21 protein-coding genes are annotated in these 19,355 nt (G+C 56.1%); 3 read left to right on the top strand and 18 right to left on the bottom strand.

Features of this window, described 5'->3' with window-relative positions; genetic code table 11:
* The 8 genes from BLR16_RS27360 to BLR16_RS29070 form a co-directional block, all read right to left on the bottom strand.
* Nucleotides 1–632, bottom strand: a 632-nt coding sequence (locus tag BLR16_RS27360; protein ID WP_170846056.1) for a tyrosine-type recombinase/integrase, incomplete at its 3' end; no start/stop codon positions are given.
* A 59-nt stretch (nucleotides 633–691) separates the two neighbouring features.
* Nucleotides 692–955, bottom strand: coding sequence for a Y-family DNA polymerase (locus tag BLR16_RS27365; RefSeq protein ID WP_092194660.1), 264 nt, complete (start codon nucleotides 953–955; stop codon nucleotides 692–694).
* The gene (locus BLR16_RS27370) at nucleotides 933–1,358 is read right to left on the bottom strand and encodes a LexA family protein (protein WP_092194662.1); all 426 of its coding nucleotides are present in this window, start codon (nucleotides 1,356–1,358) and stop codon (nucleotides 933–935) included. Before BLR16_RS27370 ends, BLR16_RS27365 begins: the two co-directional genes overlap by 23 nt.
* Before the next feature lie 138 nt (nucleotides 1,359–1,496).
* Nucleotides 1,497–2,810, bottom strand: coding sequence for a replication initiation protein (locus tag BLR16_RS27375; RefSeq protein WP_092194664.1), 1,314 nt, complete (start codon nucleotides 2,808–2,810; stop codon nucleotides 1,497–1,499).
* A 565-nt stretch (nucleotides 2,811–3,375) separates the two neighbouring features.
* Complete coding sequence (locus tag BLR16_RS27380; protein ID WP_003407059.1) at nucleotides 3,376–3,729, bottom strand: hypothetical protein; 354 nt, start codon at nucleotides 3,727–3,729, stop codon at nucleotides 3,376–3,378.
* Nucleotides 3,720–4,370, bottom strand: coding sequence for an AAA family ATPase (locus tag BLR16_RS27385; RefSeq protein WP_003407061.1), 651 nt, complete (start codon nucleotides 4,368–4,370; stop codon nucleotides 3,720–3,722). The genes BLR16_RS27380 and BLR16_RS27385 overlap by 10 nt, the downstream gene beginning before the upstream one ends.
* A 129-nt stretch (nucleotides 4,371–4,499) precedes the next feature.
* A complete protein-coding gene (locus tag BLR16_RS29065; RefSeq protein ID WP_241689264.1) occupies nucleotides 4,500–6,509 on the bottom strand; it encodes an LPD7 domain-containing protein in 2,010 nt (669 codons plus the stop codon).
* A 323-nt stretch (nucleotides 6,510–6,832) separates the two neighbouring features.
* Entirely contained in the window at nucleotides 6,833–7,252 is a 420-nt protein-coding gene (locus BLR16_RS29070; protein WP_025391098.1) for a hypothetical protein, read from the bottom strand.
* A gap of 73 nt (nucleotides 7,253–7,325) precedes the next feature.
* Here BLR16_RS29070 and BLR16_RS29425 point away from each other — a divergent pair, with 73 nt between their 5' ends.
* Complete coding sequence (locus tag BLR16_RS29425; RefSeq protein WP_371125155.1) at nucleotides 7,326–7,610, top strand: hypothetical protein; 285 nt, start codon at nucleotides 7,326–7,328, stop codon at nucleotides 7,608–7,610.
* 192 nt (nucleotides 7,611–7,802) lie between these two features.
* Nucleotides 7,803–8,036 (top strand): hypothetical protein, encoded by a 234-nt coding sequence (locus BLR16_RS29430; RefSeq protein WP_040118650.1) that lies wholly within the window; start codon nucleotides 7,803–7,805, stop codon nucleotides 8,034–8,036.
* Nucleotides 8,037–8,238: 202 nt separating this feature from the next.
* Here the strand turns inward: BLR16_RS29430 and BLR16_RS27395 are convergent, their stop codons facing one another.
* Nucleotides 8,239–8,964, bottom strand: coding sequence for a plasmid mobilization protein (locus BLR16_RS27395; protein ID WP_058416849.1), 726 nt, complete (start codon nucleotides 8,962–8,964; stop codon nucleotides 8,239–8,241).
* Between the two features lie 342 nt (nucleotides 8,965–9,306).
* On the opposite strand from BLR16_RS27395, the gene BLR16_RS27400 reads away from it, so the two are divergent.
* A complete protein-coding gene (locus BLR16_RS27400) occupies nucleotides 9,307–9,726 on the top strand; it encodes a hypothetical protein (protein WP_241689263.1) in 420 nt (139 codons plus the stop codon).
* 26 nt (nucleotides 9,727–9,752) lie between these two features.
* On the opposite strand, the gene BLR16_RS27405 is transcribed toward BLR16_RS27400, so the two are convergent.
* From BLR16_RS27405 to BLR16_RS27445, 9 genes are all read right to left on the bottom strand, one after another.
* Entirely contained in the window at nucleotides 9,753–10,325 is a 573-nt protein-coding gene (locus BLR16_RS27405) for a hypothetical protein (protein ID WP_092194670.1), read from the bottom strand.
* On the bottom strand, nucleotides 10,322–11,056 hold the full coding sequence (stbB, locus tag BLR16_RS27410) for a StbB family protein (protein WP_092194672.1): 735 nt from the start codon (nucleotides 11,054–11,056) through the stop codon (nucleotides 10,322–10,324). Before stbB ends, BLR16_RS27405 begins: the two co-directional genes overlap by 4 nt.
* A 306-nt stretch (nucleotides 11,057–11,362) precedes the next feature.
* The gene (locus BLR16_RS27415) at nucleotides 11,363–11,968 is read right to left on the bottom strand and encodes a single-stranded DNA-binding protein (protein ID WP_092194674.1); all 606 of its coding nucleotides are present in this window, start codon (nucleotides 11,966–11,968) and stop codon (nucleotides 11,363–11,365) included.
* A gap of 27 nt (nucleotides 11,969–11,995) precedes the next feature.
* The gene (locus tag BLR16_RS27420) at nucleotides 11,996–12,280 is read right to left on the bottom strand and encodes a hypothetical protein (RefSeq protein ID WP_092194676.1); all 285 of its coding nucleotides are present in this window, start codon (nucleotides 12,278–12,280) and stop codon (nucleotides 11,996–11,998) included.
* Between the two features lie 26 nt (nucleotides 12,281–12,306).
* Nucleotides 12,307–14,469, bottom strand: a complete 2,163-nt coding sequence (locus BLR16_RS27425) for a type IA DNA topoisomerase (protein ID WP_092194678.1) — start codon at nucleotides 14,467–14,469, stop codon at nucleotides 12,307–12,309.
* Between the two features lie 27 nt (nucleotides 14,470–14,496).
* Nucleotides 14,497–14,859, bottom strand: coding sequence for a TrbM/KikA/MpfK family conjugal transfer protein (locus tag BLR16_RS27430; RefSeq protein ID WP_092194680.1), 363 nt, complete (start codon nucleotides 14,857–14,859; stop codon nucleotides 14,497–14,499).
* Between the two features lie 40 nt (nucleotides 14,860–14,899).
* Nucleotides 14,900–16,561, bottom strand: coding sequence for a type IV secretory system conjugative DNA transfer family protein (locus BLR16_RS27435; RefSeq protein ID WP_092194682.1), 1,662 nt, complete (start codon nucleotides 16,559–16,561; stop codon nucleotides 14,900–14,902).
* Nucleotides 16,561–16,791, bottom strand: coding sequence for a hypothetical protein (locus BLR16_RS27440; protein WP_092194684.1), 231 nt, complete (start codon nucleotides 16,789–16,791; stop codon nucleotides 16,561–16,563). Before BLR16_RS27440 ends, BLR16_RS27435 begins: the two co-directional genes overlap by 1 nt.
* A 98-nt stretch (nucleotides 16,792–16,889) precedes the next feature.
* A complete protein-coding gene (locus BLR16_RS27445; protein ID WP_092194686.1) occupies nucleotides 16,890–19,295 on the bottom strand; it encodes an ATP-binding protein in 2,406 nt (801 codons plus the stop codon).
* Nucleotides 19,296–19,355: the final 60 nt, after the last annotated feature.

Here is a 19,355-nt window from a genome sequence, read left to right on the forward strand (position 1 = left end):
TCAGGGCTGTAGCACACGACACGGCTGCGTCGGCCTTTGGTCGTTTCTGCGCGCACTGAAATGAGTCGATGGGCGAGATCCAGGTCTTCGATTCTAAGGGCCACCAGTTCGGCACGACGGAGCGCACCGCAGTACGCCAACGAGAGCATAAGCCGATCACGAATAGACGACCTGGCCGCGATACTCAGAAAGTATCGCCACTGCTCATCCGTGGGGATGTCGGGCAGCTTTATCAAGCGAGGTATCAGCCCTCTTACGAAGCCTGAATGTCCAGGGACCTGACATAAGCGGCCGTGCTGGCCGCGAGGTACCGGATTCTGTGCGCAACGCCCCTGAAACACCAGGTGGTCGTACCACAGGCGGATCGCGGTGAGGCGCTGGTGCAAGGTCGAATTCGCCACCGCGTTTTCTTGCCCGGGCTGTAGCCGACGGATGTAGAGCGTGACTTGCTCAAATGTGATGGATTCAGCCTCCAGACCGGAGGCTTCGCAGTGGAGCAAGTAATGCGCCAATCCCCTGCCGTAGGCATCCAAGGTAGCCGGTGCTCTTCCCAGGTTACCGAGCAGCGCCAGCCATTCCTGAACGCTGGGGTAGCGGTGAAGCACGTCCTCATAAGAGGCAGTAGAGGCCATGGCGATCCCCCAGAACGTCGACAGAATCAGGGTAGCTCAGAAGCATTCCACCTAACTTACTAGAGCGAAAAATTACTGCTGAACACCTGGATTCCGTGCCGGCGCAAAATATCTTTGATCTGAAAATAAGGCGCGCCCATTTTCACGTAAGGTTTTGCATCGTAGCTGCGGGCAATAACGCAGCCATCGTTATTGCTGAGCACCACAATAGGCACCTTGGCCAAGTCAGGTCGGAAAATGCGCTCACAGCTGGCGTAGAACGAATTGCAATCGACCAGGCCAAAGACCGGCGCTAGCTTGTTACTCAAAGCTTGTGACGCCATGTCGCACAACGCCCCATATCGACAGCTCTTCACCTTCCAGGATATGCCGAGGCGGATAAGCGGGGTTGGCTGACTTCAACACCACATGATCGCCCTGCAGGATGAGGATTTTGCACACCGGCTCATTGTTCAGTGCCGCAATCACGATGCTGCCACTGGACGGCTTTCGCGAACGATCTACGACCACCAGGCTGTCATGAAAAATCTTCGCACCTTCCATGCTGTCACCATCAATCTTGGCCACGTAGATGTGGGGCGCACGCAAGTCCATCAGCCGGTCGAATGAAAAGTCCTGCTCGATGTGATCCGCTGCTGGATTAGGAAAACCGGCAGGGATTTTAAAGGTGTAGAGCGGGATGACCTTTCCGGACTCGCACAGCCGACCGAGTATTTTGACGTTCATGACGCGAACCTGAATGAGAACAGAGTTAACTGTATGGACGTACAGTTAACGGCGCGCTGCGGTTTCCCGTCAACTCAAGCCGACCAACAGCACACAAGCCGTTCTCTGATCGCACTGAACTCATTCAACCACGCCCCATCATGAACAATCGTCATGTTCTGTTTTTAAGGGCTCTCCAGCTTGCGGCCCCTGCGGGACCGCAGATATCTGATGTACACCGGATTGCACACCCGGAGCGCGGCGATTTGCAGCCCGGGCCGGAGCGGGTTGGGGGGTAGCTGAATCGACTTGGCCATGTGCATCAGAGACAGCCATAGCAGGCTGACGGGTGACCCTGAGAACGCTCACAGTGGATGGTTGAGAGACTTCAGTGAGAATGTGCGTGTAGCTGGCCACCGTTCTCACCGAAACGCCGGCGAGTGTCGCAATGGCAGAACGTACCAATGCCTTGCCCTGGTCTTGAAGCTGCCTGCACGCGGCACGGATCTTCGATTCTGTGGCTTTGTGCCGCAGCTCATTGGTGCGCTTCGCAGCCAGGCTCTGCCGCTCGGTGAGCGACAAGCTGCCATCGAGCTGCATTGCGCCTCGATGGCAACGACGATCACCGGTGTACCGATCCCACGTCCAGCGACCTACGGATTTGACCGTGGCGCGTATCGAAGACAGCGGCAGGTTTTCCGAAAAGCCCTGTTTTAGAAAGCTGTTGTGGTTGTACGCATACGCATCGAGCGAGCGCATGAAAGACTCAAACGACCCCAGCTCGCGCTCGCGATTGACGATGCTGTACGCAAAATAACGCAGCTGCTCGAACAGGATGCAGTGCCGCGAATGGCTGACCTGGTCAAGCTTGGGACCAGTGGCCCATGGCTTGACGGTCAGCTCTACCGCGCTCGCCAGTTCGCCCAGTTCATAGACGTGGCTGTGGAATTCAGTCGTTTCCCACCAGGGGTGACCAGGTGTTTTGGCCACAGGGCCACCGTGGTAGTCCACGTCCGCGTCGAGGCGAGCGGCAAACGCGGCATAGATCGCTTTCATGTACTGAATCGGCTTGGCTCGTGCGTTCTCGGTGGTGCACACGGACGGCACGGCATAGAACAATTGGGAATGGCCGCTTTTTCGGTTACGCACCATCAGGTTCGGCGCGGGCAACCCGGCATCGTCCCAGGCCAGGGCATTGGCGTGGTCTAGGTCGAACACCAGCCAGGACACCATGCCGGGGCGATTGACCTGCATATAGGGATAACGAAGCGCGTACTCACGAGGGCGAACGCGGGTGGCGGTTTTGTCATCGCTGCATCGTGCCATGTACGGCGCTTCCAGCAATAACCGATTGAGCGCGGTGCCGTCTTCGAAAAACCGCGCTGGCGGAAGGTGAGTGCTGCTGGCCAGCGGATCGGCGTTGGCCATGTATGAGGTCGCAAGGGAAAGGCTGAGCGCATTGTCGTGGCTCATGCTTCACCGCCTTGGCCAGCAGGTTGGCCAACGGCGTGAAAGTGTGTGACACAAAGGGTCAACCGGGGGGGCAGGGTGCGGTCATCGAGAACGCACAGCCGCTGAAGAATCTTTTCCATAAGTCCACCGTTCAGCGGTGAACTGATGGCTTCACTTTTGACGACTTGCACAAAGCCGCAGTGAACGCCATAATCAGCTCACGTTATGTGTGTTGGACAGGTCTCCTTCTCTCGAAAAAAGCAAGGCCTGTTCAAGTTTTTCCAAAAAGCCCCGCCGGCAAGCGGGGCTTTTTGGTTTCTGCTATTTGGCTAAATCGTTAGAAATTTTCCCGTCTACGCTCATTCGAGCATGAAAAATATGGCATCCCAGCAATGGTGGGCAGGCAAAGTGCGTGAACACTATCACCCGGATTCCCCATCCGCAATGAAAATGCCATTTTTTTAAGCTTATATTCCACCATCTTTTCAGCCTAGTGCGCCTGGCCATAACCCTTGCGGGACGGGGCTTTCAACGAAATTACTGATGTAATTTATGCAACAGTAATAACTTACGTAAGTTATAGCACTTACTCGTCTTCCATAGAATCGGTTATGGGTTCAGCATTAGATGCATTCTCAAGCAGCGCAATGAGGTCAGCCTTATCAAGCTCTTGGAGAGCCATGATTCCAGCCCGAATCACATCGGATCTAGATATGCGGAAGGTCCGTGGCAAAAGAGAAATCTTATCTATCTGCCTGTTAACGTCCTTGGAGAGGGAAAAAGTAGTACGCACGAATGTAGAAGCTTTCTTACGCTTGCGCTTAGGCTCGGGCGTGGCACTAACGGGCGCTGCAGATATGAAAGCCAGCGCTGCTTCGTCGTTGGCCTCCGAAGACGGGGAGACCTGCTCAGGCTTACGAATCAAATCTTTCAATCCCATTTTGCAGCCCCCCAAAGCTCTGCTGCCAACGTCTCTATCTCTTCTTTAGCACGTGCGTCAGAGTTGCTCTCCAAGACCGAACATCCGTCTTCATCCGCATCGTCGTAGACATTGCGAGCTGTTGTAATCGCGTCAAGAGGTTGAATGCCGAAGGAGCGGCATGCTTCTTTGGCATCCAATATCCGCTGTATCTGGCTAGGAAGGGCAGGGCATTGGGTGATCACTGCACGCACGTTCAATGCTGGGTTCACTGCAGTAGCCAGTCGTGCCAGGTTATCGACCTTTGGAAGGGTCTTGAGATCTCGTCGCTTGGGCCGGAAAGGGATCAACATATGAGTTGCTACCGTCATAGCTGACCGCAGTGCCTCCGAATCAGATCCTCCAGCATCGACCACAATTTGCCTGTACCGGCCCCGAAGGTCTGTCAGCGTTTGACGAATATTGCCGTGTGCTTGCACAACAGGAATCGCAGGGAGGTCTCCCTGTGCAGAGCGTTCAGCAGCCCAGTCTGCGGTTGTGCCCTGAGGGTCGGCATCTAGAAGCAGGACGTCACCTCCGCGAGCCTGCAGCCAGACGGCCAGGTTTTGAGCCAGACAGCTTTTACCGCTGCCGCCTTTTTCACCACCTAAAAGTAAGATCATGAACTGCCCTTGATACTGATTATTGAAGTGACATAACTTACATAAGTTATGAAAATTTTGCTACGAGGAATCTACTAAGTCTCCTGGAAGGGACCCACCTCCATACAAGGAGGAGGGTTCTCACTAGGTTCAATCCACACTCATACCATCATCTTCATCCGGGGATGACAGCTCCGGTGTGCCTGCTGCGGCGGCCTGCCCCTTGGGCGTGGTCTCGGCCACTTCCCGTTCAGGCGCGACCGGCTGCGCTGACCATTCGCGGCGGTTGACCGTTTTGTCCGTGGCAGTGCCGTCCTCTTCGATGACCTGCACCACGACAGGCTGGGTGCCCAGGTCTTGCAAACGTACCTGGTCGCCTTGCTTCAGATCTGCGTCGCTCATGGCCTCTGCCAGCCCTACGCCCCACACCGTGCGGGGCTTACCGCCCTCGGGCTTGAGCGTCACGAAGTAGCTCATCTGGTTGTCGTCATTGTGCTGATACGGTGCTTCCCCATGCTCGATAAGCGTGCCCTCGATGACTTTGCTCCTGGACGGGGCTGTCTGGCCCGGTGCTGCTTGAGGTGTCGGAAACAGACGCTCTTCCACCTCATTGACTATCTGGGCAGCCATCGCCGTGAGGTGGTCCAGGTCATCGACCGACTGAGGCGAGTTTTCGACTTGCTTGTAAGCAGCGACGATGCTGGCTTTGAACGCTTCGCGGTAGCTGTCGTTTTCCATGTAAGCCGTCAGCAGGGCAGCCGCTTCTGGGGTCTTGTCATCCGTCGCAATGATCCAGATGGCATGGTCTTCACCTCGCAAGCCCATGACCGTATCAGAGGCCCTGACATCCGCTTCGGACATCGGAAAATCACGACGCCATTGCGCTTCAAGCCGGACCAGCTCGCTTGGGCTCTGCAGGTCAGGGTCGTTGGCCAGCGCTGGCTTCGCGGCTTCTGGGCTCACAGGTTCAGGCACGGCGTCTGAAGGCGTTGGCACGCCGGTCGGCATTTCTGCTGTAGCCGTTGCTGCGGAGTCCGCAGTTGGCTGCGCACGCTGAGCCTGCCATTGCGCAAACGCCTGGTCGCCTTTGGGCTGACCGCGTTCAGGGATGCCCAAGGTGATGGCCACCGTCTCCACGAACGCAATGCGTTCCGGCTCCGGCACGGTGTCCAGCTGGGTGGCCAGCGCCTGGCTAACCTGATCAGCCGTTTTGCCTTCTCCATACAGAGCCTCGATCGGCACCGTAACGCCTAGGCGGTCTGCCTGGTCCCGCACGTCCCGTGTGGCGTCATCAACGTGCCGAGGCAAATCGGTGGCAGGACCAATGCTCTGGCCATCACGTTCGATGTCCAGCTCTGCACGGCGGTCCGCCAGGCTTTGATTCATGGCCTTGTCGGTGAAATGCACGTCCAGGCCATTCTTGGCCACCGCCTCGATCACCAGCTTTTTGAATTCGGCAGTGCCGTTGATCGTCAGTGTGCTGCCAAACCTTTCCCGGGCCAGCTGGAGGGCTACGGACACCCCGGCTTCGGTGATGCCCGTGCGGCGCATGGAAATGGTGGTACCGGTGTCGACGAAAAGGGTCTTGTCGGTCTGTTTGTCCAGGTAATGCACGTTCTGACTGAACTTGGCCTTGCGCGTGTAAAGATCCTTGGCGCTGAGGTCGCGAGCCCGCTCACTGGCGGCGGCTGGATCAACCTGTTTGGCGAAGCGATCCATGATCCGCTTCACCTGGTCACGCACGCCTTCACGGCCTGGGCCCCTCGCGCCGCTGATGCTGAAGCCTGGGTCTTCTTTTTCATCATCTAGGAGATTGCGTATGGCTGCACTGCCCATGAGATTTACCTCGATATTGGGTTGGGGTTTGTGGAACTGTTCACGTGCTTTGAGCCGTTCAAAGGTCAGCACGGAAACCAGCTGCGCCTTGTCCTGGCGGGTTAAGCGTTGATCGGAGAACACGGCGCGCCTGAGCGCGAAATACTGCTGATCAATCCGGCGTATAGCCCGGCGGTGGGCCGGAGCGATCTGGTTGTGCTGCGCCTGCCGCGTGAAATACGCGGCCACCGTGGAGGCGTGTTTGTTAACGGTCAGGGCCTTGATCGAAGCACGCTTGAACACCAGCGCCTTGTCTGCAGGTCGCTTGAGCGGATCGAACAGCATCCGGGCGCGCTGCTCGATGTCAGCCACCGTCGCGACCCGGTGCGGGTTCTTGGCGTAAGGCGGGACAGCACCAGGCCGCCATTGACGGGGAGGGCGGGGTTTGCCCGAACTCCGGGGCCTGCGTCCGGCAGTAGATTGGACAGGCGTTGTCGTCGCAGCCCTCGCCTGGGGCAACTGGCCGGCCACCTGTGGGTGGCTGGATGATCGATAGAACACCAGCGCGTTGTCAGAAGGCCGCTTGAGCGGGTCAAACAGGCGTCGGCCCCGCTCCTCGATGTCAGCGATGGTGGCGACACGGTGGGGGTTCTGGGCATAAGGCGGGACTACACGTCCAGCTCGTACTCGGGTGTTTCGGGGTTTTCCAGCTCCGGCTCGTCGTCGGCCTGTTGCGCCTGCAGGCGTTGCTGTTCCCTTTGTTTCCTGAGAAACGGCGGCAGGTTGGCTTCCTCCTCTTCCTCGCTCAGTTGTGGACCCGGCCCGCCTTCCTCGTCCTCCTGCTGGTACAGATGATCGCAATCCAGAATCTCCTCCTGGTTGCGACTGTCCCACGTGAACGTGTGCATCACTGGGCAGTAACAACGCACCGTCACGGCTTCGGGTCGGTCCGGCTTGCCGGTGATCTGCCACATCGCTGACGGACAGGTCTTGCAAGCCATCGGCAGGTGCCGCAGTGCGTCGCCCTGCAGTTTCAGCAGGACTTCGCTGGTTATCTCTCTGTCGTTGCCAGGTGTGTACGGATTCATAATCATCTCCATGTGCTCGGTAGAAATTGTTTTCGCGCTCGGCCAGTAGCCGAACACGCTCTTCAGGGGAAGCTTGGGAATACTGTTTGCGAAACTTTGGGGTGGCCTTGTTGACGTACTTGATTTCCCTTGCGCGCTGCGGCCAGGCAAGCAAGCGTTCCTGGATCACTCTGGCTTCAAGCGGCGGCTTTTTCAGTTCACGCCGGACAATGAAGGCATCCTGAAAGATGGTGTCTTTCAGGTTCGTGCCCTTTGCGTCACCCGGCAATTTGACCGAAATGTATTCGTTGTCCTTGCCTTCGTTACGGATGCGCGTTTCACCGTGCTCAGCTACCAGGGCATAAAAATCGGCGCGTGAAGTTACGCCGCGCTCAATGACCTGCTTAACCAGCTGCTGTTTGAACTGGCGGTTCTTGCCGTAAAAGTCGTCGCCCTTGTAACGTGACAAAATACTGGCCGCATCGGTAATGTCCGCACGCACATTCTCACGCGGTGAAGACAGACCGTACTTCTGGTTAATGTGCTCCTGAAAAGCTTCAAAATACTTCTCATGATTCTTATAAACATCGACCGGATTGGCCTCGTTGCCGCTCAGCAGGTTGATACGTGGAATGATGATATGAATGTGAGGCTTGCGGTCAATCACCTCGCCGGTTTTCCTATCAGTGACCGTCTTCATTTTTGGCAAGTGCGCTTCGGCATACAGATTGAACTCTTCAGGCTTGTACGCATGCATAAAGAAGTTCTTGAAGTCGGTCGTCACTGCCTTGAGCAATTCAGGTGACACTGTGTCCTCTTTGAAGCTTAGCGTGAACGTAAGGTAGCGATCTTGGCCATTGTCCGGGATACTTTCGTAGATAGCTCTAGTAACACTGAGCTGCCCCTCAATGATCAAACGATGGTCCAATTCATCACGTGTAAACTCTCGGCCCGACTTGTTACCTTGTTCTAAATACTCCTGCGCCCCGGTGTTATAGCCACTGACTCTAATCAGCATATTCAATACCTGCTAATAAAATCGTTTCGATGACCACCAGCGCTTCATACCATTTGTCTCTCACACTGTCGGTGATGAGGCCCCTGTCACTGGCTGATTTAGCGATATAAGCCAACTGCGAAATGTTATTACCGGCTTTATTGACGATGAATACTATTCTTCTCCTAAACCCGGTAAACTCTCTGAATACGGGAGTTGGATTTAAAATCAGCTCTCTAAAAAAGGTTGATGCAGAACAGCCCGCCCGTTTGATCATGTCATCGAACTGGGTCATTTCGTCTTGGGTGAGTCGAAACCGGATGATATGAACTTTTTTGCCAGATACGTTAGGTGAACCACGGTTGCCGTTATGGACTGGCCTTGCCGGTTTTGGCGGGTCAGTCTCGGACAACACGGTGAGCAACAGTTGTTGAATAGCATTCAGCTTATTAAGCCAGTGGAGATACTGCTTTTGATAAACGGTGCCGTTGTAAGGTGCCGAGTTTGCGGAATAGGCAACTCGGTTTAGAGCATGTCCGGACTTTTCGAATACCTGCTGCATCCGCTTTTTATCGATTGCGGACCGCTCGAAGGTAGGCGAACGGCTGATCACCAGGTCACGAAAGAATCGGGCTGGCTTCAGGCCGGATTGAGCTATGTCCTCGGCAAACCGAGCGAACTGTTCGTCCGTGAAACGGCATGACACTGGGCACGACTTGTTCACTTTTTCGGCCACAAGATCACCTCCTGGGGGCACCTGGAATGACGACAACCAACAACGACAACAACAACGCTTTCCCGCTCTGCGGGGTTTCAAAGGGGTATCCCCTTTGGCACGTCGATTGGCTACGAAAAAGGCGAAGCTCTTTTTTGTAGACAATCGGTAACGTGCCTGTTTAGCGAATTCGAGATAGGGGGTCAGCAGGGAAAACCCACGGGTTACATCAGAATTGCATCAGAAATGCTCGGGATTACGTCAGTATTGCTTTGCATTGCGTTTTTCTACATCAGTGTTACGCTCGAATACGACAGATTTACATCACATTTACATCACTTTGTACGCAGCAAGGGGCAAACCGTGGCTCAAGACATACAAAACCGGCGTGAGGCTCTGGCAGAACTGGCCCAGGACAGCAAATCCAGGTCGTACACTGCGCAAATCCGCGACCTGTATGACGTGATCGAAAACGCTCTGGATTCAGGTGTAAGCAGGACGGTGATCCACCAAAAACTGGTTGATACCGGACTCGCGATCAGCCTTCGTCACTTCGACCAGGCACTGTACAGAATCCGTAAAAGCCATAAACGAGCCGAACAGGTTAAACACCCCCTACCTGAAAAAAGCGACAGCTCGGCGGTCGTCAAACCCGCATTGCTGGATGGCGAAAAGGCCACGCCAAGAGCCAACATCAGGCAAAGCATGAAGCAGATCAGGGAGGAGGTGGAAAACACGAACTGGGCTCAAGTCATCAGTGACGCAAATAGAACAGCCAAATAATGACACCTGCACTGTTGGCTGAGCGATTACGGCGCAAGCTGCTTCTTCACGGAAGGAGGCAGCGTCTCGATAACAGCCTGCTGTTTTTTGTATTCGTGGTAGAACCATCGATTGGTTTCATTAACGTCCTGAGCCTTTATCGCTACCCAACCCATTGCGCACACTACCGCGATACTAACGGCCACAAATCCCGCCAAGACGATGTAATTGAACCGCGAAGCCTGTGTGTCACGGAAGTTGCCGGATAAAGCACTTACTCGCTTTTCCAAGTCATCGATTTTGATCGCTGCGCGCTGCAAAGCAGGTTCGAACACTCGCTCTAAACTCTGGTGAATGGCCGTGGACATTTCTAAAGCAACGTCCACACCTGCTTTGGCGGCAGTCGCTTGAATGACTTCCTTTGTCGTTTCTTGCAAAAGCAACGCCGTGTCTTCCGCATCCTCTACAGCGTCGGCCACAATATCCAGAGAATCCCTCATCGATAGCTCAAGCAACTGCGGTATGAGTTTTACATCATCGTGCAAACGACCAACATCGCTCAGAAGCTCAATGATCAGGGCATCACGCGCAGTAGTTGGGACAGTTTCATGTTCACTCATTTGATCACCTCAATGCCAAACAGCGCTGTGAACACCGCATCAAGCTTACGATTGACGCCTTTACACAAGAGTGTTAGCCCGAACATATCAGACCAACGATCACGCTCCTGTGCGCTGGCATCTTTATTCTTGAGGAGTGTTTTGTAGTCGGTGTCATCGTCCATTACGGTTTGCATTGAGATACGGTGGATAGACAAGGCGTCAAACAATGCAGATTCAAACACGGCACATTCTGGATTCAACGTGAAGGCACCGGCGCGCTGGTGATAAGCAAAGATAATCGGAAACTCTGCATTAACATCCTTTTTGACACGATTGAACAATACAAGAATCTTTTCAGGGGGTACGCCTAGAGAAGCCAGGGTGCCAATCATGCTGACCGTTTCCTTTTGCTCCTTGGTGCCCGAGGTGACCGGGACCACGAAGTAGTCGATTTCCTCATGGGCTTCGTCAAACTCCTCCAGGTTGGCCATGAAGTCTTCCACGTTGGATGCTCCGACATCGATGATGGCCTGATCCTCAAGCATGAGCCGTTTGAACAGCTCACGGAATGCGTTGCCACGCAGCTTCTCTACATCCAGGCCAAGGTTCTCGGCGGTTTCGTTGATGGACTCAATGGCATAAAGCGGCGCACCGCCCATGCGTGGCCACAACAGGTTGGCAGCGATGGTCGTTTTGCCAACGGTGCCGGTGTAATTGATGACCACGACTTTCTTTTTGATGAATTTCATCCGGGTAATCCTTGAGTAGAGGGGTTCGCACCGGGTAATCACTACCCAGCGTGCTAGATCTGGAATTTGTTGATACCGGGCGGTTTGAACACCAAGGGCGCTGCCCTTGTCATCCTGCAACGGCCGCGTTGACCTCGGGAGCGCGGGGCGGTGAAGCTACCCCACACTCCCAAGGTGAGCCTTTTCTGAACGAGGTAGCGTCAAGTGTGCGCTGCGCCCGTGCTTCCGTTCGCCGCGACGATAAAGCGCGTCACGACGAGCCGGGAGCGCGGCACCTGACGTGGGCAAGATCGCTGTGCGGATGGGTCAGACCAGCATCCAGTTGAACCGATAGGGGTCCATGAACGGGATCTTGTCATCACCGCCGTCAAAATCCCCAGCGGGTTGCGGTTCGGGCGCTTTGGCCTGTGCCTGCTTGCCTGATGCACGTGGCGGTTTTGATGCGGCTTTGCCTTTGCCGGACGATTTTTCAGGTGCCGACTGTTGGGGGGCTTGCTGCCGAGGAGGTTCCTGGTGATCACTTTCACCGTTGCTGTAGCCGTTCTGGCTTTGTTGGGAGTCGCCCTGTGGACGGCCACCTAGCAACTGCATGGTGCCCTGCATGTCCACGACGATTTCCGTGGTGTAGCGCTTGATACCGTCCTTTTCCCATTCGCGGGTTTGCAGCTTGCCCTCGATGTAGACCTGCGAACCCTTGCGCAGGTATTCGCCGGCGATTTCAGCGACCTTGCCGAACAGCGACACGCGGTGCCATTCGGTCTTCTCGATCTTCTGCCCGCTCTGCTTGTCAGTCCACTGCTCACTGGTGGCCAGGCTCAGGTTGGTCACCGCAGTGCCGTTGGGCAGGTATCGACAGTCAGGGTCTTGTCCGCAGGTGCCTACCAGGATCACTTTATTGATGCCACGCGCCATGATTGCGCTCCTTCTTCAATGAGTTCGTTAAGGGGTGTCTTCGTTTGGGTCAAACACGAATATCGTGCTCAGAAGCTCACGGCCACGGGCTGTGGACTGCTCAGCTGGGCCCAGCAACAATGCCGTTGAACCGTCTGCCGACAACTCAAACTCTGCAAAGCAGTTGTCGCAATCCACCGGACGCCAGGTCATTTCCCACGCTCTGACGTTGACGATATCGACGGTCGCCGGGGTTTCGCAGTTGGGGCAGTGCGCCGTCATCGTGTCACCGGCTGGCCACTGCGCAGCCTTGGGCTGTTGTTCCTCTGGCATAGCTAATGCCTCCTTTGAAGAGGGGTTCATGCGCGCTTTGGTTTGCGGCTGTACACGAACTCCAGCTTGGCTTCGTGGTTGAGCTTCAGGGCCGCTTCAAAGGACTTGCCGGTTTTTTTGTTGTGAAACCCCTTCAGCACGCCGGTCTTGCCATTCGTCAGCAGCGCCTCGATCTGGCCGGGGGAGAGCATCTTGCCGCTGACTTCCGGGTAGAACTTGAACGCGCAGGCGCGACAGCCGATCACTCGCGGGGTGACGGCCAGGTCATTGCCGCACATGGGGCACTTAGCGTTCAGGCTGTCCAATACCGGCTTACCGTCACCCTGCACGTTGCCCAGATCGACGTTATGCACCTGGTGGGCAATGAAGTCCTCCAGTTCGTCCAGGAACGCGTCCACGGTCAGTTCACCGGCCTCGATCATCTGTTGCTGTTCATGCCAGAGCGCGGTCATGTCCGGCGTGGTCGCAATCGCTGGCAACGCGGCAATGAACTCCAGCCCCAACGCGGTGGGGATCAGTTTTTTCTTCTCTACCGCGTAGAAACCACGCTCCTGCAACTTGGCCAGCACTGCGCCACGGGTCGCTGGAGTGCCAATGCCGCCGTTCTCGTCCTTCTTGCCCTGGTCGCGGGCGATCAGCAACTGCTTGATACGCGGGTCTTGCACATACTTGGCGACACGCCGTAGATCCTTGAGCAACTCGGCTTCGGTGTAGAGCGGCAGGGGCTTGGTCTTTTCCTTGGCGACCGTGATGCCGTCGCACACTCCGGCGTCACCGACTTTTAGGTCCGCCAGGGCATCGAATACCAGGGGGTCACCGTCTTCCTGGCTGTCTTCTTCCTCCTCTGTTTCCTCGGCCACCTGGGCAGTCCAGCCGGGGTGCGTCACTTTGGTGGAGCGCGCAACGAAGGTGTGTCCGCTCACGCCAAAACACACTTTGGCACTGAGGTAGCGCTTCTCGGGCAAGAACAGCGTGACGTAGCGTTTCACGATGGCCAGGTACACGGCGCGTTCATCGTCACTCAGCTGGGCGATGTCGATCTTCACCGCAGTGGGGATGATCGCGGTGTGGGCCGAGACCTTGCTGTCGTTGAAAGCCCGGCTTTTGCGTTCCGAATTCACCTCGGTGAACATCCCGGCCAAATCCGGCAGGGCTTCGCTCAGCAGGCTTAAAGTCTCTGGAGCCTCGCCAAATTGTTCGTCGGTCAGGTAACTGCAATCGGACCGGTTGTAGGTGATGGCCTTGTACTTTTCGCGCAGCGCCTGGGTCAGGGCCAGGGTCTTTTCAGCATCGATGCTGTGGGTCTTGCTCATGTACACCTGAAGGTCCAGCAACGCGAACGGCAAGGGTGCCGGTGTTTGCTTCTCTTCCACGCGGGCTTCGGTCACGTCTGCGGGCTTCATTCGGCACGCGTCGGCCACCTGGGTGGCATACGCCTCGTCGATGATCCGGTTCTTGTCGTCGCTCGGGGCATCAGCGGCCACCACGAGGCGGGCCTGCGCACGACTGCTACCAACGGCCAGGCTTGCCGCAACGGTGTAGTAAAAGGCACTGGCGTGACTCTGGTTCGCCAGGTAGCGGTTCACGATCAGCCCCAGAATCGGGGTTTGTACACGGCCCACTGACAACACGCCTTTGACGCCCTTCGCCCTACCGGCCAGGGTGCAGGCGCGGGTCATGTTGAACCCGTAGATCTGGTCGCCGATACTTCGAGCCAGGGCCTTTTGGTACAGGCCGTAAAACTCGCTGTTGTCGCGCAGGTCATCCAACGCTTTGCGGGCGGCGTTGGCATTCATGTCGTTGATCAGGATGCGTTTGACCGGCGCGGTGTTGCCGAAATGCACCAGGACCTCGTCGACCAGCAGCTGGCCTTCGTCGTCCGGATCACCGGCGTGGACGATTTCAGAGGCGCGACCGATCAGCTGCTGAACCACTTTTAGCTGGTCGTTGGTACGGGCAATGGCTTGGTATTTGGCAGGACGAAGCCTCAGAGGCAGATCGGCCTGAACCCAGTTTTTGTACGCAGGATTGTGAACTTCGGGCGGGGCCAATTCGAGCAAATGCCCCACACACCAGGTGACGATATCGTGGCTGCCACACTCGAAATAGCCGTTCTTGCGTATAACGGTGCCCAGCGCCTCGGCAATAACCTTGCCCAGGTCAGGCTTTTCCGCAATGAATACTCGCATGGTGTTCTCCTTGTTAGGATCTGGGGCTTAGCCCTGAACCTTGCCGAACTTGTCGTTGATTTTTTGGGTGTAGCCACGATCAGCGCTGGGGCAGCTGTTGAGATAGTCCTGGCGCATCGAAGCGGTTTCGCTCCATTTGATGTTCCCGTGCTTCTTGACCAGGATGCTGAAGTAGTCCTGCTCGGCGCTTCGGCACTCGCTGCTACCACTACTGCCGGCGAACTTGCCGTAGAGGCAAAGCACGGACTTGCACGGGTCACCGGCGAAGGCTGAGCCACTGCCCATCAGGCACAATGCGAACAGCGTGCAGACCCGCGTTTTGCCGCGACCAGGCACGGCGTTGCCAGCGGCCTGACCCTGGCGGTCAGCCGTTTTGCTGTAGGTATTCATGTTTTGCTCCTGCAGGCGCTTGGGTGCGCCGGTGGGGGGACTACATCGGTTCGGAGGTGTCGTCAGCCTGTACAGGCTCTGGATCAGGCTCGACCTCAACTGGCTGTGCCTTGTCCGTTGCGGCCTGAGCCACTTCGGTTGCCTGAGCGTTGGTGTCTCTGGGATTCCAGCGCTGCCGCTGTTCGGCCTGCATGGGCTTGGTGTCGGCCACCGCCACCTTGGCTTCGACGGTGCGCACCGGTACGGTGAGCGCATCGATTTTGGAGGCGTCACCGACAGGCAAGGGCGGAGGCGTCATCTTCTGTCGCGCTTTAAACACTTCCTCTTCGAAGTAAATAATCTTGCGCGCCAGGATTTTCATGGGCTCTGTCTGCCGGTTGCCCTGGACAAAAATCAGCTGCTTGTCAAAAGGCAACTCGTTCACCTCCTGGGGGAACATCAAGGGCCGGGGTTGCTCGCTGTAACTGTCGGTTTGCCCCCGAGCCCCCACCTCGTTCTTCTGCCTGTTCAGCGATTGGTTGTGGACGCGCACGGTCGTGTTACCCAAGCGCCTGCTGTACTCCTCAGCCAGCTTGATATCACCGGGGGCGAACACAATTTCGTTGTGGATCGCCTTCATGATGCCGTTGGCCGCTTCCTCTCCGTAAACGGCACGAATCTGGTCTTTGCCTTGGAAAATCAGGAAAAACCTCAGCCCAGCGCCTCGGGTCAAAGCGGGCGCGGTTTCCATGATTTCCATGCGGCCCATGATGGCGAATTCGTCCATCATCAGGGCCAGTTGGTATTTGTACCGAAGCGTACCGTCTGGGCAGTGCCCGCCTTGCTCCGGAATGACCTTGGAATTGAGCCGAATCGCCTGGGTGAAAAACAGGTTCATCAGCGGGCCGTACTTCTTCAGGTTTCCTTCTGTAACGCTGAAATAAACTGTGGTCTTCTCCTCGCGCATTTTGGCAAAGTCGATGTCGTCACCTGACACCGCCCAGGCCACCGTCTTTTCGGCATACACCGACAACACGTCACGCACGATATCCACGGTGGTGGACCAACCGCTGCTCTTGTTTTTAGAGGCTTCGTACACACCGTTAAGCTCTCGAAGGGTTTCAAAGCTGAGCGCATTAGGGCCGATGCTGCGCAATTCGATGATCTGCTGAGCCCACGTCCCTATCCCGGTACCCAATGAGCCAATTTCGTAGGCCTGGGGCAACGTGAAGGGCATTTCCGGCGTTTCCATCAGGTACAGCAGGATGGATGAAAAAACGTTGCCCGCCTTGTTGTACCACTCCTGGTTCTTGGGGTTGTCGGAGACGAACAACACGCGAGCCAGGGTACGAATATCGCCTAGTCGGTACAGAGGATCGCGGTTGATGGCGCTGTTCGGGTTCCAGCGGTGCGTTTCCAGTCGTTCAGGTGAAAAGCGGTAGACCTTGTGACCAGCTGCTGCGCGAAACCCTGAGGTGATTTCCCAGTTTTCGAATTTCGGATCGTTGACCACCATTGAATCGGGGTAGCTCAACAGGTTGGGGATCACCGCACTGACGCCTTTCATGGAACCAGGAGGCGCTGCCAGCATCACGAACTGTTGCCCGTAGCTGGCGAGAAACGAATCCTCAGTGGGATGTTTGCCCAGGAGGAAAGCGGGATGCTCCTCGATCCGTTCTTGGGGATTGTCTGGGCTGATGGGTCTGGATTTAGCTCTGGCCATCAGCGACTCCCTGCTCGACGCTCAATCGCCTGGGCGTCGAGGCTTTGTTGCAGGGCGATGGCCACCTGCTGATTGGCCTGGATCTGCCTGAGCGATGTGCTGATCTCATTGAGCTGGGCGAGTGCGATACAAATCCCTAGCCAAGCTGCAATGACGAAGACGACGCCCAACGCAATGGGCAAGGGCAAGCCCAAAAAGAGAAGGGGTTTCGATTCTTGTAAATTTTCCATTGGACTCTCCTGCAAGTTACTCCGGACACAGCTCGGCCCCAGTCGGCAATGAGCGACTGCGTGGCTGTGCATAAAGTGGTTTGTTAGTGCGTACTTGGTTACTCGGCGTTACGCCATTTGAGGTATTTCTCAACCTGCAAAAAACCGGCAGCGGCAGCATTGCGCTCAAGCATCCACCACGTTTCGCCGGGCTCGACCATGCTGTGGTATTCCTTATCTAACTGACGGCGGGGATCATCAGCAGCCAACTGCTCCTGGTTGAACTGGTCGATGCGCGCCTGTTCTTCGGCCAGCTCCTCTTCAGTGAAGTAGTCATAGGGATCATCGTCGAAGTCTGGCTCTGCGCACTGACATGCCCATTCATTACGAATGTCTTGCTCGTCGAATCCATGACACACCCAGCCGTCGCAGAGATACTGCAATACGCTATGGGGGATGTCCGCCACTGCCACACCCAGTATTTCTGCAATTCGCGGTTGAGCGTCTTTAAACCAGCGATCAATGTCCCTGGATTTGTCCTCGTCATAGGCTTCATCAAGCATCTTTTGCTCGCGACTGCGCTCGCTGAGAACCTGCTGATCAAGCCGTGCTTGTTTCAGCACTTGCGCCCAATCAGGCGGCTGCGGGCACAGCCCTTTTTCAATCAGTCCATTGTTGATCATGGTCAGCAATGCCAGGCTTTGCTCGGGCACTTGAGTGGTGACCACTGGATGTGCCGTCAGATCTTCAATTGCCGGCGACAATCCGCGTTTCATTCGACCGCTGCCCACGCGATCAACCAGATTGCGCTCACGCCAGGCGTTTCCGTTCGCTTTTTTGCCCTCAGACTCCATGCTCATGGTGTATTTCATCAGCCACTTGTGCATGAAGCGCTGACGCTCGGGAGCCATCCGGATAGAGATGTCGTGGTAGCGCTGGTAAAAAGCTTCGTCATGCCCACATTCCAAACTGTCACCCTCGTGGGCAATCTCATGGTCGATGAGGCTGAAGATGTAGGCAGCCGTTTTGAGAGGCTCGGCTTTCAAACGCCGGATGACGGCACAATTGACCGCAAGATACGACTTGCCGTCTGTCCACGCTTCGCTGGTGTTTGATTCACCCAGCAGAACATGAAAACGATGCTGTCCGTAAATGATGGTTCCATCCTTGTTCCGAGGTGTTCCGATACACGCACCTGCGTAATGCTGCAGGCAACAACGCAGAGCAATCCAGGCCCGTCGAGTTTCTTTATCTAAAGCCTCTTTTTCATCAACGATCCGAGTGCGTTCAAGAAAAGCCTCTTTCAACGTCGAAAACGCCACCAGTTGAGGGGGTTTGACACCGTGTCGCGACCAGTACCACGGCATACTTCTGCGCGAGTTGCTCTTCGTTTCGGCATCACTTGCCACGTTAGCGATTACACGCTCTAGCACCTCTTCAAAGTCCGCATTGCTGTGACAGCCAAAACGGCCAAGCGTCACTGGGTGGACAATCTGGATAATGCCTTGCTGGGCAATGGCCTCGCCCTTGGGTATGTCGCGGCCACCACTGGCAACCGAGAAGGTGTTCTTATGGTCGCAATGTGCCTTTTTTAGAAAGGCTTCGAGCGTCACATGTCGCTTGCCCGGCAAAACGGTGATCACTTCCTCTTGCCAGAATATCGTGGAAATCTCCGCATCCCCGCTGAGCAGTGATCGAGCGGACTTCTCTCGTCTGGCTTCGGTTTTACGATGCGCTCCCTGCCGGTTCGAGACTTCGTCTGCCAGTTTGCCAAACCTTTTGGCGATACCGATCCAGACGGGGCAGGTCTTGCGCAGGATTTCGGTACGCGACACGTTCAGGCTGATGGCCTGCTTAGACACGATCAGGCCCCCAGCTCCCCAGAGGTGCGAGGAGTCATGACGGACCAGCACGCCTTGGTTGTAGATCGAAACCGCGCCTTCTTCCTTGGCACGGTAATAAGCCCATTCGTCTTCAAAGTCCCACTTTTCCGTTGCAGGATCGCGGGTAATGACGCGGCCATTAAGCTCCACGCTGATGGGGGTGTAACGCACCAGGTCACGTATCTCCTGAACAGCAGATCTCAGCTCTAGGTCGTTGAGCGATTCGTACCAGGTGCCCTCGATGGAGCAACCCGATACGCCGTGTTCCAAGTCGTGCAGCTCGTAGTTGTAACCCATTGAGCGGGTATCAACGCTCATCTGCCAATCGTTGGAAGTCCAGCGCGTTTTGGCATGCGCCATGATCTGGCCCCGGCCCAGGCGGAACCGGCCATAGGTGGCATCGCCTTCCTGGTGCGGTGTGCCAAAGCGTCCGAAGTAGCGCAGCACGTCTTCACGGCTGGCAAAGCCGCGACCATCGTCGGTGCAGTGAAAACCCTCTTTGGTCATGGTCAATCGTACTGCCGAGGCCTCAGCATCAACGGAGTTCATCAGCAGCTCGATGACGGCTTTGCCGATGGAACCGGCCTGGCTGTAGATGATGTGGTGAATAATTTCAGGGTCCAGCTCGAAAGGCAGCAGCACGGTACACCTCTTATAGGTAAGGCCAGGCACAGCCAAACGCCAGACAGCTGATAGCCGACT

This window comes from Pseudomonas sp. BS3767 (assembly GCF_900099665.1).
Taxonomy (GTDB): Bacteria; Pseudomonadota; Gammaproteobacteria; order Pseudomonadales; family Pseudomonadaceae; genus Aquipseudomonas; species Aquipseudomonas cerasi.

Excerpts from the sequence above, each read along its gene's own strand:
- BLR16_RS27365 (WP_092194660.1), bottom strand. The coding sequence starts at position 955 with ATGGCGTCACAAGCTTTGAGTAACAAGCTAGCGCCGGTCTTTGGCCTG.
- BLR16_RS27370 (WP_092194662.1), bottom strand. The coding sequence starts at position 1,358 with ATGAACGTCAAAATACTCGGTCGGCTGTGCGAGTCCGGAAAGGTCATC.
- BLR16_RS27375 (WP_092194664.1), bottom strand. The coding sequence starts at position 2,810 with ATGAGCCACGACAATGCGCTCAGCCTTTCCCTTGCGACCTCATACATG.
- BLR16_RS27380 (WP_003407059.1), bottom strand. The coding sequence starts at position 3,729 with ATGGGATTGAAAGATTTGATTCGTAAGCCTGAGCAGGTCTCCCCGTCT.
- BLR16_RS27385 (WP_003407061.1), bottom strand. The coding sequence starts at position 4,370 with ATGATCTTACTTTTAGGTGGTGAAAAAGGCGGCAGCGGTAAAAGCTGT.
- BLR16_RS29065 (WP_241689264.1), bottom strand. The coding sequence starts at position 6,509 with ATGCTGTTCGATCCGCTCAAGCGACCTGCAGACAAGGCGCTGGTGTTC.
- BLR16_RS29070 (WP_025391098.1), bottom strand. The coding sequence starts at position 7,252 with ATGAATCCGTACACACCTGGCAACGACAGAGAGATAACCAGCGAAGTC.
- BLR16_RS29430 (WP_040118650.1), top strand. The coding sequence starts at position 7,803 with ATGATTCTTATAAACATCGACCGGATTGGCCTCGTTGCCGCTCAGCAG.
- BLR16_RS27405 (WP_092194670.1), bottom strand. The coding sequence starts at position 10,325 with ATGAGTGAACATGAAACTGTCCCAACTACTGCGCGTGATGCCCTGATC.
- stbB (WP_092194672.1), bottom strand. The coding sequence starts at position 11,056 with ATGAAATTCATCAAAAAGAAAGTCGTGGTCATCAATTACACCGGCACC.
- BLR16_RS27415 (WP_092194674.1), bottom strand. The coding sequence starts at position 11,968 with ATGGCGCGTGGCATCAATAAAGTGATCCTGGTAGGCACCTGCGGACAA.
- BLR16_RS27420 (WP_092194676.1), bottom strand. The coding sequence starts at position 12,280 with ATGCCAGAGGAACAACAGCCCAAGGCTGCGCAGTGGCCAGCCGGTGAC.
- BLR16_RS27425 (WP_092194678.1), bottom strand. The coding sequence starts at position 14,469 with ATGCGAGTATTCATTGCGGAAAAGCCTGACCTGGGCAAGGTTATTGCC.
- BLR16_RS27430 (WP_092194680.1), bottom strand. The coding sequence starts at position 14,859 with ATGAATACCTACAGCAAAACGGCTGACCGCCAGGGTCAGGCCGCTGGC.
- BLR16_RS27435 (WP_092194682.1), bottom strand. The coding sequence starts at position 16,561 with ATGGCCAGAGCTAAATCCAGACCCATCAGCCCAGACAATCCCCAAGAA.
- BLR16_RS27440 (WP_092194684.1), bottom strand. The coding sequence starts at position 16,791 with ATGGAAAATTTACAAGAATCGAAACCCCTTCTCTTTTTGGGCTTGCCC.